The sequence below is a fragment of the Jeongeupia wiesaeckerbachi genome (assembly GCF_050916355.1).
GTDB lineage: Bacteria > Pseudomonadota > Gammaproteobacteria > Burkholderiales > Chitinibacteraceae > Jeongeupia > Jeongeupia wiesaeckerbachi.
This window is the reverse complement of record NZ_CP136946.1, coordinates 284,698-297,222: the sequence shown is the minus strand read 5'-3', so window position 1 is coordinate 297,222 and position 12,525 is coordinate 284,698. Positions and strand designations below refer to the sequence as shown.

15 protein-coding genes are annotated in these 12,525 nt (G+C 64.6%); 1 reads left to right on the top strand and 14 read right to left on the bottom strand.

The window, feature by feature from the left end; translation table 11 throughout:
- Positions 1 to 8: 8 nt before the first annotated feature.
- Positions 9 to 320 (bottom strand): DUF485 domain-containing protein, encoded by a 312-nt coding sequence (locus R0382_RS01430; RefSeq protein WP_432721767.1) that lies wholly within the window; start codon positions 318 to 320, stop codon positions 9 to 11.
- Between the two features lie 294 nt (positions 321 to 614).
- On the opposite strand from R0382_RS01430, the gene R0382_RS01425 reads away from it, so the two are divergent.
- Positions 615 to 1,505 carry a LysR family transcriptional regulator gene (locus R0382_RS01425; protein ID WP_432721766.1) on the top strand — a complete coding sequence of 297 codons (891 nt, stop codon included), beginning with the start codon at positions 615 to 617 and terminating at the stop codon, positions 1,503 to 1,505.
- 3 nt (positions 1,506 to 1,508) lie between these two features.
- Here R0382_RS01425 and R0382_RS01420 read toward each other — a convergent pair whose 3' ends face one another.
- The 13 genes from R0382_RS01420 to R0382_RS01360 form a co-directional block, all read right to left on the bottom strand.
- The gene (locus R0382_RS01420; RefSeq protein ID WP_432721765.1) at positions 1,509 to 1,688 is read right to left on the bottom strand and encodes a hypothetical protein; all 180 of its coding nucleotides are present in this window, start codon (positions 1,686 to 1,688) and stop codon (positions 1,509 to 1,511) included.
- Between the two features lie 97 nt (positions 1,689 to 1,785).
- Positions 1,786 to 1,941, bottom strand: a complete 156-nt coding sequence (rpmG, locus tag R0382_RS01415) for a 50S ribosomal protein L33 (RefSeq protein ID WP_067110116.1) — start codon at positions 1,939 to 1,941, stop codon at positions 1,786 to 1,788.
- A gap of 16 nt (positions 1,942 to 1,957) precedes the next feature.
- Positions 1,958 to 2,191 (bottom strand): 50S ribosomal protein L28, encoded by a 234-nt coding sequence (gene rpmB, locus R0382_RS01410; protein ID WP_432721764.1) that lies wholly within the window; start codon positions 2,189 to 2,191, stop codon positions 1,958 to 1,960.
- Positions 2,192 to 2,239: 48 nt separating this feature from the next.
- Positions 2,240 to 3,526: an ABC transporter substrate-binding protein gene (locus R0382_RS01405; protein ID WP_432721763.1), complete on the bottom strand. Its 1,287-nt coding sequence runs from the start codon at positions 3,524 to 3,526 to the stop codon at positions 2,240 to 2,242.
- Positions 3,527 to 5,881 carry a DNA translocase FtsK gene (locus tag R0382_RS01400; protein WP_432721762.1) on the bottom strand — a complete coding sequence of 785 codons (2,355 nt, stop codon included), beginning with the start codon at positions 5,879 to 5,881 and terminating at the stop codon, positions 3,527 to 3,529.
- A 150-nt stretch (positions 5,882 to 6,031) separates the two neighbouring features.
- A complete protein-coding gene (locus R0382_RS01395; protein ID WP_432721761.1) occupies positions 6,032 to 6,775 on the bottom strand; it encodes a lysophospholipid acyltransferase family protein in 744 nt (247 codons plus the stop codon).
- Positions 6,776 to 6,975: 200 nt separating this feature from the next.
- A complete protein-coding gene (locus R0382_RS01390) occupies positions 6,976 to 7,719 on the bottom strand; it encodes a flagellar motor protein (protein WP_432721759.1) in 744 nt (247 codons plus the stop codon).
- Positions 7,720 to 8,475 (bottom strand): RNA polymerase sigma factor FliA, encoded by a 756-nt coding sequence (locus tag R0382_RS01385; protein ID WP_432721758.1) that lies wholly within the window; start codon positions 8,473 to 8,475, stop codon positions 7,720 to 7,722. It lies immediately after the preceding gene.
- Positions 8,476 to 8,505: 30 nt separating this feature from the next.
- Positions 8,506 to 9,090, bottom strand: coding sequence for a hypothetical protein (locus tag R0382_RS01380; protein ID WP_432721757.1), 585 nt, complete (start codon positions 9,088 to 9,090; stop codon positions 8,506 to 8,508).
- An 8-nt stretch (positions 9,091 to 9,098) separates the two neighbouring features.
- Positions 9,099 to 10,151, bottom strand: a complete 1,053-nt coding sequence (locus R0382_RS01375; protein ID WP_432721756.1) for an MlaD family protein — start codon at positions 10,149 to 10,151, stop codon at positions 9,099 to 9,101.
- Entirely contained in the window at positions 10,148 to 10,918 is a 771-nt protein-coding gene (locus R0382_RS01370) for an ABC transporter ATP-binding protein (RefSeq protein WP_432721755.1), read from the bottom strand. The genes R0382_RS01375 and R0382_RS01370 overlap by 4 nt, the downstream gene beginning before the upstream one ends.
- A gap of 2 nt (positions 10,919 to 10,920) precedes the next feature.
- Complete coding sequence (locus tag R0382_RS01365) at positions 10,921 to 12,003, bottom strand: ABC transporter permease (RefSeq protein WP_432721754.1); 1,083 nt, start codon at positions 12,001 to 12,003, stop codon at positions 10,921 to 10,923.
- Positions 12,000 to 12,500: a GNAT family N-acetyltransferase gene (locus R0382_RS01360; RefSeq protein ID WP_432721753.1), complete on the bottom strand. Its 501-nt coding sequence runs from the start codon at positions 12,498 to 12,500 to the stop codon at positions 12,000 to 12,002. Before R0382_RS01360 ends, R0382_RS01365 begins: the two co-directional genes overlap by 4 nt.
- Between the last annotated feature and the right edge of the window lie 25 nt (positions 12,501 to 12,525).

The following is a 12,525-nucleotide window of genomic DNA, read 5'->3' as shown; positions in this document are numbered from 1 at the left end:
ACGCTGCATCATTGGCGGGTCTCCTCGATGAGCTCGCGATTGAGCTGGTCGAACTCGGTGTTGGCGCGACGGACATAGATGCCGGTCAGCACGAAGGCCGAAATGATGACGAGCAACCCGAGCGGGATGCCGATGGTGGTGACGCTGCCGGCGGAAAGCGGCGTGCCGAGCGTCTTGGGGGAAAAAGCGATCATCAGAATCAGCCCGTAGTAAATCACGAGCATCACGATCGAAAGCAGCCAGCTCAGGCTGGTCTTCTTGTGTTGCAGCTCCTGGAACTTTGGATTGTTCTGGATACGCTGAATCAGTGCTTCATCCATGCTGTCCCTCCTGATAGTCGATGCCGGCGGCGCCCGGCGACTGCGGCTTTTTAACCGTGTCCGCTGTACTTTGGTCCGTCGAATGACGATGCCGGATACAAAGGGTCACGCTTAGTGACGCACTCTATGGCGCATGCCGGGCGTGGGCTAATTGCAATTTTTGATGCGGGGAATCAGCATTTCTGATGCCGCGTTGCACGAGTCTTACTGTATTGAGTGAAATTGCGGCGTTGCGACTACATTCGTTTGTCGCAGGATCGACCCAAAACCGCAGATTGCGGGATAATCGGCCGCATGGAACTGTATCAATTGCGTACTTTCGTCGCGGTGGCGCAGCAGGGGCACCTGACACAGGCTGCCGAACTGCTCCACCTGTCGCAACCGGCGGTGACCGCGCAGATCAAGGCGCTGGAGGAGGAGCTCGGTGTCGCGCTGTTCGAGCGCTATCCGGGCGGCGTGCAGCTGACCGAGGCGGCCAAGGACATCCTGCCCGAAGCCGAACGCATCCTCGCGCTGTCGCGCGGTATGCAGCACAAGGCCAAGGCCCTGTCGGGCGAACCGAAGGGCAAGGTCAAGATCGGCACCATCGGCGTGCCGGCGCGGCTCAAGCTCGGGCCGTGGCTCGCCCGCTTGCGCAGCCGCTACCCGCTGTTGACGGTGCAGACCACGCACGGCATTTCCGGCGGCATCCTCAATGAAGTGCGCAAGAAGACGCTCGACGGCGGTTTCTATCTTGGTCGCAACCCGTACCAGAACGTCAACAATCTGCCGCTGACCGAAATCGGCTTCTGCGTGGCCTTGCCGCCGCAGCTGGCGCCGCAGTTGGCCGGCGACGACTGGGAGTCATTGGCCAAGGTGCCGTGGCTGGGGCTGTCGCAGTTCAACAGCCTGTCGTCGATTACCCAGGAGTTGTGGCGTGCGCAGAATGTGGCGCCACGCAAGTTCGGCGAATTCGACGAGGAAGCGACGCTGCTCGAACTCGTCAAGGCCGGGCTGGGTGTGGCGATTCTCGCCGAACGGACTGCAAAGCGTTTTGCCGCCGACGGCTCGATCGTGCTGTGGCGCGGCGGCGACTGCGTGACCAGCGCACCGCTGCAGTTCGTCTATTCGGCCGAGCGTGAAAACGATCCGCTGGTGACGATGTTGCGCGATACCTTGCTCGAAGTCTGGCAGCCGTCCGAGTAGCCCTTACTTCGGTTCGACGTGCTGCTTGAGCAGTTTGCCCATCAGCGAGGTCTTGGCCTTGCCGTCGGCGTCCTGCTCGGCGGTTGACGCCTTGCCGAAACGGTCGGGCGAACCCTTCTTGCGGATGGCGTCCTTGATTTTCACGCCGGCAAATTTTTGCAGGTCAAAGTGGTTGATCGGCATCGTATCGTCCTTGGTGTTGCAAATCGGTTAGGGGTACTCAAACAAAAACCCCGCTTTGGCAGCGGGGTTTCGAGTATGTGTCACCAGCGGAACCAGCTTATTTAAGCTTGGTTTCCTTGTACATCACATGCTTGCGGACGACGGGATCGAACTTCTTGATCTCCATCTTTTCCGGCATGGTGCGCTTGTTCTTGGTGGTGGTGTAGAAGTGGCCGGTACCGGCGCTCGATTCGAGCTTGATCTTTTCACGCATGGTCATTCACCTCTGATTACAGTTCGCCGCGGGCGCGCAGGTCGGCCAGGACGGACTCGATGCCGTTCTTGTCGATGGTGCGCAGCGCTGCGTTGGAAACGCGCAGGCGAACCCAGCGGTTTTCGCTTTCAACCCAGAAACGACGGGATTGCAGGTTCGGAAGGAAGCGACGCTTGGTCTTGTTGTTGGCGTGGGAAACATTGTTCCCGGTCATCGGGCGCTTGCCGGTGACTTTGCATACTCGTGCCATGGTTAGGTATTCCCTGACTTCTGAGAAAAACCGGATTTATAGCATGAATCAACCACGACGTTCAAGCGGCGCGGCAGCCCGTTGTGGCGTGTCCGTCGTCGCGATCGCGGCTTCGATCTGTCGGGCGGCTTGTTCGGCGGTCATCGCCGGGCTACGCCAGAAACGGCCGACGACGCCGAACACTGCCGTTCGGGCGGCATCGCTCAGCGCCATATTGTGCGCCCACGATGGCACCAGCGTGTTGCGGCGACTGCTGTCGGCAAACGCACGGGCCGACAGACGGGCGCATTCGTCGTAGCGTTCGAGCGTCACGTCGGCCCGGGCCGGAATATTGCCTTTGTAAAAATTGAAGGCTTCCTGCGTTTCCTTCGACATCGCGATCCTTGCCAGATCCTGCTGTGCCTGCTGCTGGGGCGCGGTGGCCGATGGGTTGAACATGACCAGCAAGTCGGTGTCGAAGCTGAACGCAGACGCGCTGCCCGGCGCGGCCGTGCACAGGTAATCGCGGCCCGCCTGTTTGCCCGCTGCGGAAAACTCGCCCTTGGCCCAGTCGCCGAGCACCGTCATTGCCGCGTGCCCGTGGATGACCTCGGCGGCGATCTGGCTCCAGTCCCGTCCTCTATGCATATTGGGCATGTCGGTGAAGGGTTTGAGGCGTTTGAAGACCGACAGCGCATGGATAAAACGCGGATCGCGGCCTGCGCCGGGGACAGGGGTGACGAAGATCTCGCGGTAGCGTTCCGGCCCCGCCTCGGCGAGTACTACCGCCTCAAGCAGCGTCGCCAGTTGCCAGTTCTGCTGGCCGACGGCCAGCGGTACGATGCCAGCCCGGCGCAGCTTTTCTGCAATCGGAAAGAATTCGGCCCAGCTTTGCGGTGGTGTAGCGCCGACCCGGCGCAAAGCAGCCGCATTGCTCCACATCATATTGATCCGGGCGACGCCGAGCGGCACCGCGACATAGCGGGGACCGATCTTGATCATGGCGTCGAGCTCCGCCGGCAGTACGTTCGGCCAGTCCTGCGCGCGCGCGGTTACGCTGACGTCGCCGAGCAGGCCCAGGCGGCCCCACTCCCGCACTTGCGCGCCGCCGACGGCGGCGGCCGTCGGCAGGTTGTCCAGCTTCGCTCGGGTGCGAAGGACATTGAGCGCATTTTCGCCGCCACCGCCGATGACGCTGAAATCGTTCCAGCGATAGCCGGCCGCATTGACGCGCTGCCTCAGCTCCTGCAGCGCGCGGACTTCTCCGGGCGACGTCCACCAGTGCAGTACTTCAATGTCGGCGGCACAGGCGCTGCCGACGGCGAGTGCGAAGAGCAGGGCGGGCAGTCGGCGCATTTATTCGGCTGGCGGCACGAGGATGGTGCGGTTGCCGTTGGTTTCCATCGGGCTGACGAGGCCCGCGGCCTCCATGCTCTCGATCAGCCGTGCGGCGCGGTTGTAGCCGATGCGCAGCTGGCGCTGTACCGACGAGATCGATGCGCGGCGCGATTTCAGTACGAAGGCGACCGCTTCGTCGTACAGCGGGTCGGCCTCCTGATCGCTGCCGCCGCCTTCGAGCGATGTACTGCCGGCAGCTTCGGCGTCGAAACCGCCGTTGAGCACGCCGTCGATGTAGTCGGGTTCGCCGGTGCTCTTCAGGTATTCGACGACCTTGTGCACTTCGTCATCGGCAACAAAGGCGCCGTGGACGCGCTGCGGGTAGCCGGTGCCCGGCGGCAGGAACAGCATGTCGCCCTGGCCCAGGAGCGCTTCGGCACCCATCTGGTCGAGGATGGTGCGGCTGTCGATCTTGCTCGAGACCTGGAACGCCAGCCGGGTCGGGATATTGGCCTTGATCAGCCCGGTGATCACGTCGACCGACGGCCGCTGGGTGGCGAGGATCAGGTGGATGCCGGCGGCACGGGCCTTCTGCGCCAGCCGGGCGATCAGTTCTTCGATCTTCTTGCCAGCGACCATCATCAGGTCGGCGAACTCGTCCACCACCACGACGATGAAGGGCAGGTGCTCGACCGGTTCCGGGTTGTCCGGCGTCAGCGTGAACGGATTGGTCAGCTTCTGACCGGCCTTTTCGGCTTCCTTCACCTTCTGGTTGAAGCCGGCGAGGTTGCGCACGCCGAAATGGCTCATCAACCGGTAGCGTTTTTCCATCTCGGCCACGCACCAGTTCAGCGCGTTGGCGGCGAGCTTCATGTCGGTGACCACCGGTGCCAGCAGGTGCGGAATGCCGTCGTAGACCGACAGCTCGAGCATCTTCGGGTCGACCATGATGAAGCGCACTTCTTCCGGCGTCGCCTTGTACAAGAGCGAGAGGATCATCGCGTTGACGCCGACCGACTTGCCCGAGCCGGTGGTGCCGGCGACCAGCATGTGCGGTGCCTTGGCCAGATCGGTGACGCTGGGCTTGCCGGTGATGTCCTTGCCGAGGGCGATCGCCAGTTTCGAATGCATGCCGTGGAAGGCTTCGGACGACAGGATCTCGGACAGCCGGATCATCTGCCGCTTCGGGTTCGGCAGCTCTAGGCCCATGCAGGTCTTGCCTGGAATCGTCTCGACCACGCGGATGCTGACGAGGCCGAGCGCGCGCGCCAGATCCTTCATCAGATTGACGATCTGCGCGCCTTTGACACCGACGGCCGGCTCGATCTCGTAACGGGTGATCACCGGACCGGGGTAGGCGGCGATGACCTTGACCTCGACGTTGAACTCGGCGAGCTTGCGCTCGATCAGTCGCGAGGTGAATTCGAGCGTGTCATTGCTGATGCTTTCCTGCGAGGACTGCATTGGCGCGAGCAGGCTCAGCGCCGGCAGGCCGCCGACAGCCGCAGGTGTGGGCAGATCGTCCGGGGCGAACAGCGTCGGCTGGACGGTTTTCTTCTGCTGCGCCTCGGCTTCCTTCTCGGCAGCCTTGATCACGGCCTTGGCGACCGGGACTTCGATTTGCGGTGTTTCGATTTTCAGCGGCGCTTTGTCTTCCTGCTTTTTCTTCTCGACGCTGATCTTTTCTTCGCGCTGTACCGACGCCTGCCGGCCGATGCGGCGATCCTGCGCGGCCTGCCAGGTGTCGACGCACTTGAAGCCCAGCCATTCGATGCCGGTACCGAGTTTTTCCATCAGCGCCAGCCATGACAGGCCGGTGAACAAAGAGACGCCGAGCGCCCAGACCACGATCAGCGTCAGGGTCGCGCCGGCAAAGCCGAGCGCCTGGTAGAGCCAGCCGCCAAGGGCGACGCCGACGATGCCGCCGTGCGCCAGCGGCAAGGCGACGTCGAGCGTGTGCAGACGCAGTGCCTCAAGGCTGCTGCTCGCCAGCAGAATCATGAAGAAGCCGGTGCAGGCCAGCAGCACGACCGGCCGCGACGAGTGACTGATGTGATCGATCCGCCGATAGCCCCAGAGAATCGCGGCGAGGCAGAAGGCGACCCACCACCAGGCCGAGAGGCCGAAAACGGACAGCAGGATGTCCGCCACCCAGGCGCCGACGCTGCCGCCACGATTCAGCACGGCGGCCTGCGTGGCGCTGTGCGACCAGCCCGGATCAGCGCGGTGGTAGCTGCCGAGCGCCAGGACGAGGTAGACGACAATGGCGACCAGCAACAGCCACCACGATTCGCGCAGCACGCCTGCGAGCTGCGGGGGAAGCGCCGCTCGAGTCGAGGCCTTGGTGATGTTTTTCTTGCGGAAAATGGCCATGTCGCAACGGAGGGATTGGTATTCAGCTGCCGATTATAACGGTTCGTCCGCTGGCAGGTGTGACACGGCCGGGAACTGTGACCGCCATGGCGATCTTGGCCTGGAAAACCAGCTGGATGCGGGCAGTAAGACGGCGTTGCCGGGCAGTGGCTAGTCGAGATGGCGTTGTTGCCACGCGAGGTAGCAGGCGTGGACGTGTTGCGCGTAGGCGTCACGATCGGCGAAATCGGCCGGATCGAACGCGTCGTAGACATGGTAATGGGCGTGCCGGTTGGGCGCGCTGGCGATCTGGCACAGCATCTGCGGCAGTGTCTGGCCCTCCCAGGCGAAGGACTGTTGTGCCTCGTAATGCAGAAACACCGGCACGATCGGCACGCCAGCGTCGAGCGAGAGTGTGAACGCGCCGTAGTGGAAACGTTCGGCGAGGCGTCGGCCCTTGCAGCCGCCTTCGGGATAGATCGCAATATTGCGCCCGCTGCTGACGGCATCGCGCATCGACGTCAGCGCATTCTGGCGCGAGCCCTTGTTCTCGCGCTGGACGAAAAAGGTGCCGGCGGCGGCGGCGATGCGACCGACGAACCACCAGTCGCGGACTTCGACCTTGGCCAGGCTGACGACGTTGAACAGGCCCGGAATGCCAACCAGTTCGAGCGCCGACGGGTGATTGGCGATCAGGATGAAATGCGCGGGGAGCGGGCGCGTCTGGTGCTGGTGAAGGTGCAGCTCGACGCCGAGGGCGCGGACAAAACAGCGGCACCAACTGCGAAACAGGGCCGGGTACCAGGCGCTTAGCCAGCCGGATGGCAGCAAGGCCAGCAGCAGCAGTGCCAGCGTATACGCAGCGAGATCGAGCCAGCCCAGCGCCCGGTTGAAAAGGTGCAGCAGGTAGCGCATTGCGTCTCCGCTGTCGCGAGTCTGCTTTCGGTTTAGCGCAGCTAACAAAACCCCGCTGGCCGCGTTGCGCGCACTGGCCGTGCCGTTCTTACTGTTGCGACCGTCGCGAGGTCCCGTGGGACGTGTCGCACGCCTTGCCAGCACCGTTTCCCGGGTAGGGCAGCAGCCCTTAGCCGGTTTGACCGTGGGACAGTGTCGCTTTAGGCGTGCAGATAGCCCGCGAGCTTGTTTTCGTACAGGCGCGGGTTTTCGCCGTTGGCGATCGCGACCAGGCCTTCGAGCAGCATCTCGCGGTGGATGACTTCGCTGTGGATGTGGCGCTTGAGCTTGCCGGCGATCGGCAGGAACACGAGGTTGGCGATGCCGACACCGTAGATCGTCGCGACGAAGGCCACGGCAATGCCGGCGCCGAGCTTGGACGGGTCCGACAGGTTTTCCATCACATGGATCAGCCCGAGTACCGCGCCGAGGATGCCCAGCGTCGGTGCGTAGCCGCCGGCGGCGTCCCAGATCTTGGCCGCTGCCTTGGCGCTGTGCTCGTAGGCGTCGATGTCGAGCTCGAAGGCGCGGCGGATCATTTCCGGCTCGGCACCGTCGACGAGCATCTGCAGCCCGCGTTTGACGAAGGGGCTTTTCTCGGTGTTCATGACGTTTTCGAGCGCCAGCAGGCCACCGCGACGCGACTGGTGCCCCCAGTTGACCAGCGTTGCCAGCAGCTTGCGGTTGTCGTGTTGCGGCGGCACGAATACCCAGCGCAGCATTCTCATGCCGGCGATGAAGTCGCTCATCCGGCTCTGCAGCATTACCGCACCGGCAGTGCCGCCGATGACGATCAGGAAGGCGGTCAGCTGCAGCAGCGAGCCGATGTGGCCGCCTTCGAGCCATTGGCCCAGCAGGATGGCGGTCAGGCCGAGGATGAGGCCGAAGATGCTGATCTTGTCCATTTATCTGGCGGTCCAGTCGGTCAGTCGGGTGCGCAGCCGTGCGACGGCCTGGCTATGCAGCTGGCAGACGCGCGATTCGGAAACGCCGAGCACCGCGCCGATTTCCTTGAGGTTGAGTTCTTCGTCGTAATACAGCGCCATCAGCAGCTTTTCGCGTTCCGGCAACTGCGAGATGCCCTCGATCAGCTTGGCGCGGAAGTGCGCATCGTCGAGCTGTGCGAGCGGATCGGCAGCGTGGTCGGCGGCGAAGGCATCGAGCGGCGATGATGCGCCGTGCTCGTCGTCGTCGCGGGCGTAGTCGTCGATGTGCAGCAACTGGTGGCCGCGCGCGTCGCCAAGCATGTCCTGATAATCGGTGAGCGGCAGGTCCAGCGCCGCGGCGACCTCGGCTTCACCGGGCGCGCGGCCAAGCTGTTGTTCGAGCTTGTGGATCGCTGCGTCGATGCTGCGCAGGTTGCGACGGGTCTGCCGTGGCAGCCAGTCGGCGCTGCGCAGCTCGTCGAGCATCGCACCGCGGATGCGTTGCGACGCGAAGGTATCGAACTGCACGCCGGCGGCAGGATCGAAATTGCGTGCGGCGTCCATCAAACCGATCAGGCCGACCTGGATCAGATCGTCGACGTCGACGCTGGCCGGCAGCCTTGCGATCAGGTGATACGCGATCTTCTTGACCAGCGGCGTCGAGCGCGCAAGCAGTTCCGCATCGTTGTCCGAGCGGGTGTCACGGTAGAGCTTGAGGGCGCGTTGATTGAGCATGGGCCTTGATGGAACGGTTGCCGGGTCAGTTTACCGCAACGCGGCCCGGCTTTCGCCCGCCAGCGCCGTTTCCAGTTGGGAAAGTGCGTCAGCCAGTGCCGCATTGGTCGCCGCGGCGATGCCGTCGCCATTCATCGGCGACACCTTGGCGTGGCCGCCGACGGTGATCTGCCGGGCCGGCGCGGTGCCGCTGCGCAGCGCGATCCGCAGCCGGACGACGGCCTCGCTGGGCTGCTCGGCGCGCAGGTCGGTGTAGAGCGCGCTGATCCGGCCGTCGATGGCGTACGGCGCGGCGCTGCGATCCTGGGTCAGCGTTGCGCCTGCGGCGACCAGCCAGTCGTTCAGCCGGTTTTCGATTTGCCGTGCCGGCGGTGCGACATAGCCGCGGTACGGGTCGACGGCGAGACGCTGGGCCGTTTCGCGGTAGACGAAACCGCGCTGGCCATAAGGCTCATCGACCGCGAGCGTGCCGACATAGACCGTCGTGCCGGCGAGCGTCTGGGTGGTCTGGGCCGGGCGTTCGACGTTGAGCACATAGTTGAATTCGGCGCTCGGGCGGCTGGCCGCGCAGGCGGTGAGCAGGACCGTGGCGACGAGAATCAGGAGAAAGCGCATGGCAGGTCTCAGCGTTGCGGGAGCGGATAGGCGGGCGGCGGTTCGGAGAACAGCAGCGACGACGGGTTGGCGCGGATGTCGCGCAACAGTGCATCGAGTTCGCTACTGCCGCTATAGAGGTTATCCAGCGTATGGCCGAGCAGTGCATTGCGGTCGAGCAACAGACGGTCGATTTCGCCGAGCGAGTGGTTGAGGCGGTCGAGCGATTGATGCCAGGCCGGATTGGCGAGCAGCGTGTTGGCCGATTTCAGCGTTGCCTGCAGTTCGGCCGGCGCACTGGCTAGCGCCGGATCGGCGAGCAGGGCGCCAAGACGGCTGTTGTTCTGCCGCAACTCGCGCACCAGCGCCAGCGTTTCGTCGCCGATCGGCTTCAGCTGCATGGCCGCCAGTTGTTCGCTGGCCTTCTGCGCATTACGGCCGATTTCTTCGAGCGGCATCGCGTTCAGCTTGCTGTCGACGGTGTCGGCGGCTTGCGCGACCTTGTCGACCACCGATTGCAGATCAAGCTTGGCAAGCTTGTCGGCGATGCTTTGCGTCGCATTCAGCAACTGGCCGACGGTGCTGCGCGCCGACGGCACGTAGAGCGCGGCGGGTTTCCAGTTGATCGGCAGGATCGGGCTTTGCCCGCCCTCGACGTAGTCGATCTCGATGTAGTTGGCGCCGGTCAGTCCTTGCGGCGCGATGCGCACGCGCAGGCCACGGGCGATTTCCTGGTCCAGCGCCGCCTGGTTCAAGGTCGCGTCGGCGCGCGGCCCCAGCGTTTCCGGCCGCAAGCGCATTTCGATCAGCACATAGTGCTGGCGCCAACTGCTGTCGGCGGCGGCCTCCGGATACTTGACCGCGGTAAAGCCGATCTTGCTGACTTCGCCGATCGCAACGCCGCGATAACGAACCGACGAACCGACATCGAGGCCTTTGACCGATTCGTTGAAATAGGTCTCCAGCACCGGCGCATTCGAAAACCAGCGCCCTGCGCCGAAGGCGATCAGCAGCACCAGCGTCAGCGCCACGGCCAGCGTCACGAACAGGCCGAGGCGGATATGGCTTTGTCTGGGAGTCATGCGGCTACCTTGCGTTGAAAGAAGCGCTGCACGCGCTCGTCCGTTGAATGGGCGGCCAGCTCGGCCGGCGGGCCGACGGCGATCACGCCGCGCACGCTGGCATCGAGCATCAGCGCGGTGTCGGCGATCGCCATGATGCTCGCCAGTTCGTGGGTGACGACGACGAAGGTCAGCCCGAGGCTGTGCGACAGCTGGAGGATCAGCGCGTCGAGTTCGGCGCCGGTGACCGGATCGAGGCCGGCCGACGGTTCGTCGAGGAAAACGATTTCCGGGTCGAGCGCAATCGCCCGGGCGATCGCCACGCGTTTCTGCATCCCGCCCGACAGCGAGGCCGGCACATAGTCGGCAAACGCCTCCAGCCCGACCAGACGCAGCTTGAGCCGGGCGATCAGCTCGACCGCGGCGGCGTCGAGCGGTGTGTGCTCGGTCAGCGGCAGCATCACGTTTTCGAGCACGGTCAGCGAACCGAACAGCGCGCCGGACTGGTAGGCGACGCCGAAACGCTGGTACAGCGCCAGCCGCGCCGCGCCGTTGAGCGCGGTCAGCTCGTCGTCGCCGAACCAGATCTGGCCCGACAGCGGCCGGTACAGGCCGATCAGATTCTTCAGCAAGGTCGATTTGCCGCAGCCCGAGCCGCCGAGGATGACGAAGACCTCGCCGCGTTTGACCTCGAACGACACGTCGTCGAGGATTACCTTGTCGTCGTAACCGCAGACAAGGTGTTCGGCGCGGATGATCGGGGTGTCGTGGCGGACAGGTTCGGTCATCGTCACCATCCGAGGATGTAGAACATCACGGCGAACAGGCCGTCGACGACGACGAGCATGACGATGCTGCTGACGACGGCGCGCGTCGTCGATTCACCGACGGCCGCGGCGCCGGCGCCGGTACGCAGGCCGCGCAGGCAGCCGATCGCGGCGATGAAGAAGCCGAACACCATGGCCTTGCCGAGACCGCCGAAGAAATCGCTGAAGCCGACGATGGCGGTGGCGCGGTGCAGCGATGTCGCGAACGGCACGTCGAAACTCGCCATCACCAACGCCATGCCGGCGAGGCCGATCACCTCGGCGCAGACGGTCAGCATCGGCATGATCAGCGCGACGGCCAGCAGGCGCGGAATCACCAGAAAGCGGAACGGGTCGAGACCGAGCGTGACCAGCGCGTTGATTTCCTCGTTGACCTTCATCGTGCCGAGCTCGGCGGCGAATGCGGCACCGGTGCGGCCGGCGAGCAGGATGGCCGTCATCAGCGGCGCCAGCTCGCGTACCAGGGAGAGACCGACGAGGTCGGCGACGAACAGCTCGGCGCCGAACTGGCGCATCGGCACCGCCGACTGGAACGACAGGATCACGCCGAACAGGAAGGCAACCAGCGCGATGATCGGCAGCGCATCGGCGCCAGCGCTGCTGGCGACGGCAAAACCGTTGCGCCAGCGGATCTTGCCGCGCGCGGTGAAGATGCGTGCCATATCGGCGGTGAACACGCCGATGAAGGCCATCGTCAGCGTGAATTCGCTGCTGATCGCCTTGCCGAAATCGGCGAGCTCGTCGGCGAGGCCGTGCGGTTTCGGCGGCGGCACGGCCAGCGGTTCGTCGGGGCGCAAGTCGGCAAGCAAGGCGGCATAGCGTTCGGGCAGGCCGTCGACGCGCGCGCCGCGCTGGATCAGGTCGAACAGCAGGGCGCTGCCGGCGCCGTCGCAATAGTCGACGCCGCTGGCATCGACGACGCAACCGGCCGTGACCGCGCTGCGCGCCTGTGCCCAGATATCTGCCGCGCCACGCGCGTCAAGCCGGCCGCGCAGCTGCAGTTTGTCGGCTTCGACGATCAGTTCGGCGCTCGGTTCGGTGCTCATCGGGCCTCGAGGTCGTCGAGAAAACGGTGCATCACCAGCGCGTCGACGAGGCCGAGCCGGGCGTGCCGGTAGGCCTGCGGAATCGTGCCGACGATCGCGAAACCGAGTTTGCGCCATAGCGCGACCGCCGCCTCGTTGCTCGCGACGACGAAGTTGAACTGCATCGCGGCGAAGCCGGCGCGTCTGGCTTCGATCAGGCAGTGCTGGCCGAGCGCCTTGCCCAGACCGTGGCCATGCGCGTGCGGCGCAATCATGAACGAGGCGTTGGCGACGTGGTTGCCCAGATCGCGCTGGTTGGCGATCAGCTTGTACATGCCGACGACTTCACCGTCGATCTCGGCCACCCAGCTGCGAACGCCGGGGCCGAACCAGTAGGCGTGCGCGTCGTCGCGGCCGGTGTCCGGCGCGAAGACATAACTGTCGCCGCCGGCGACGACGGCATGAAAGATGGTCCAGATGGCGTCGAAATCACGTTCGCTTGCGGGGCGGATCGTCATGCGGGTTTCCGTGCGGGTGCGGGCA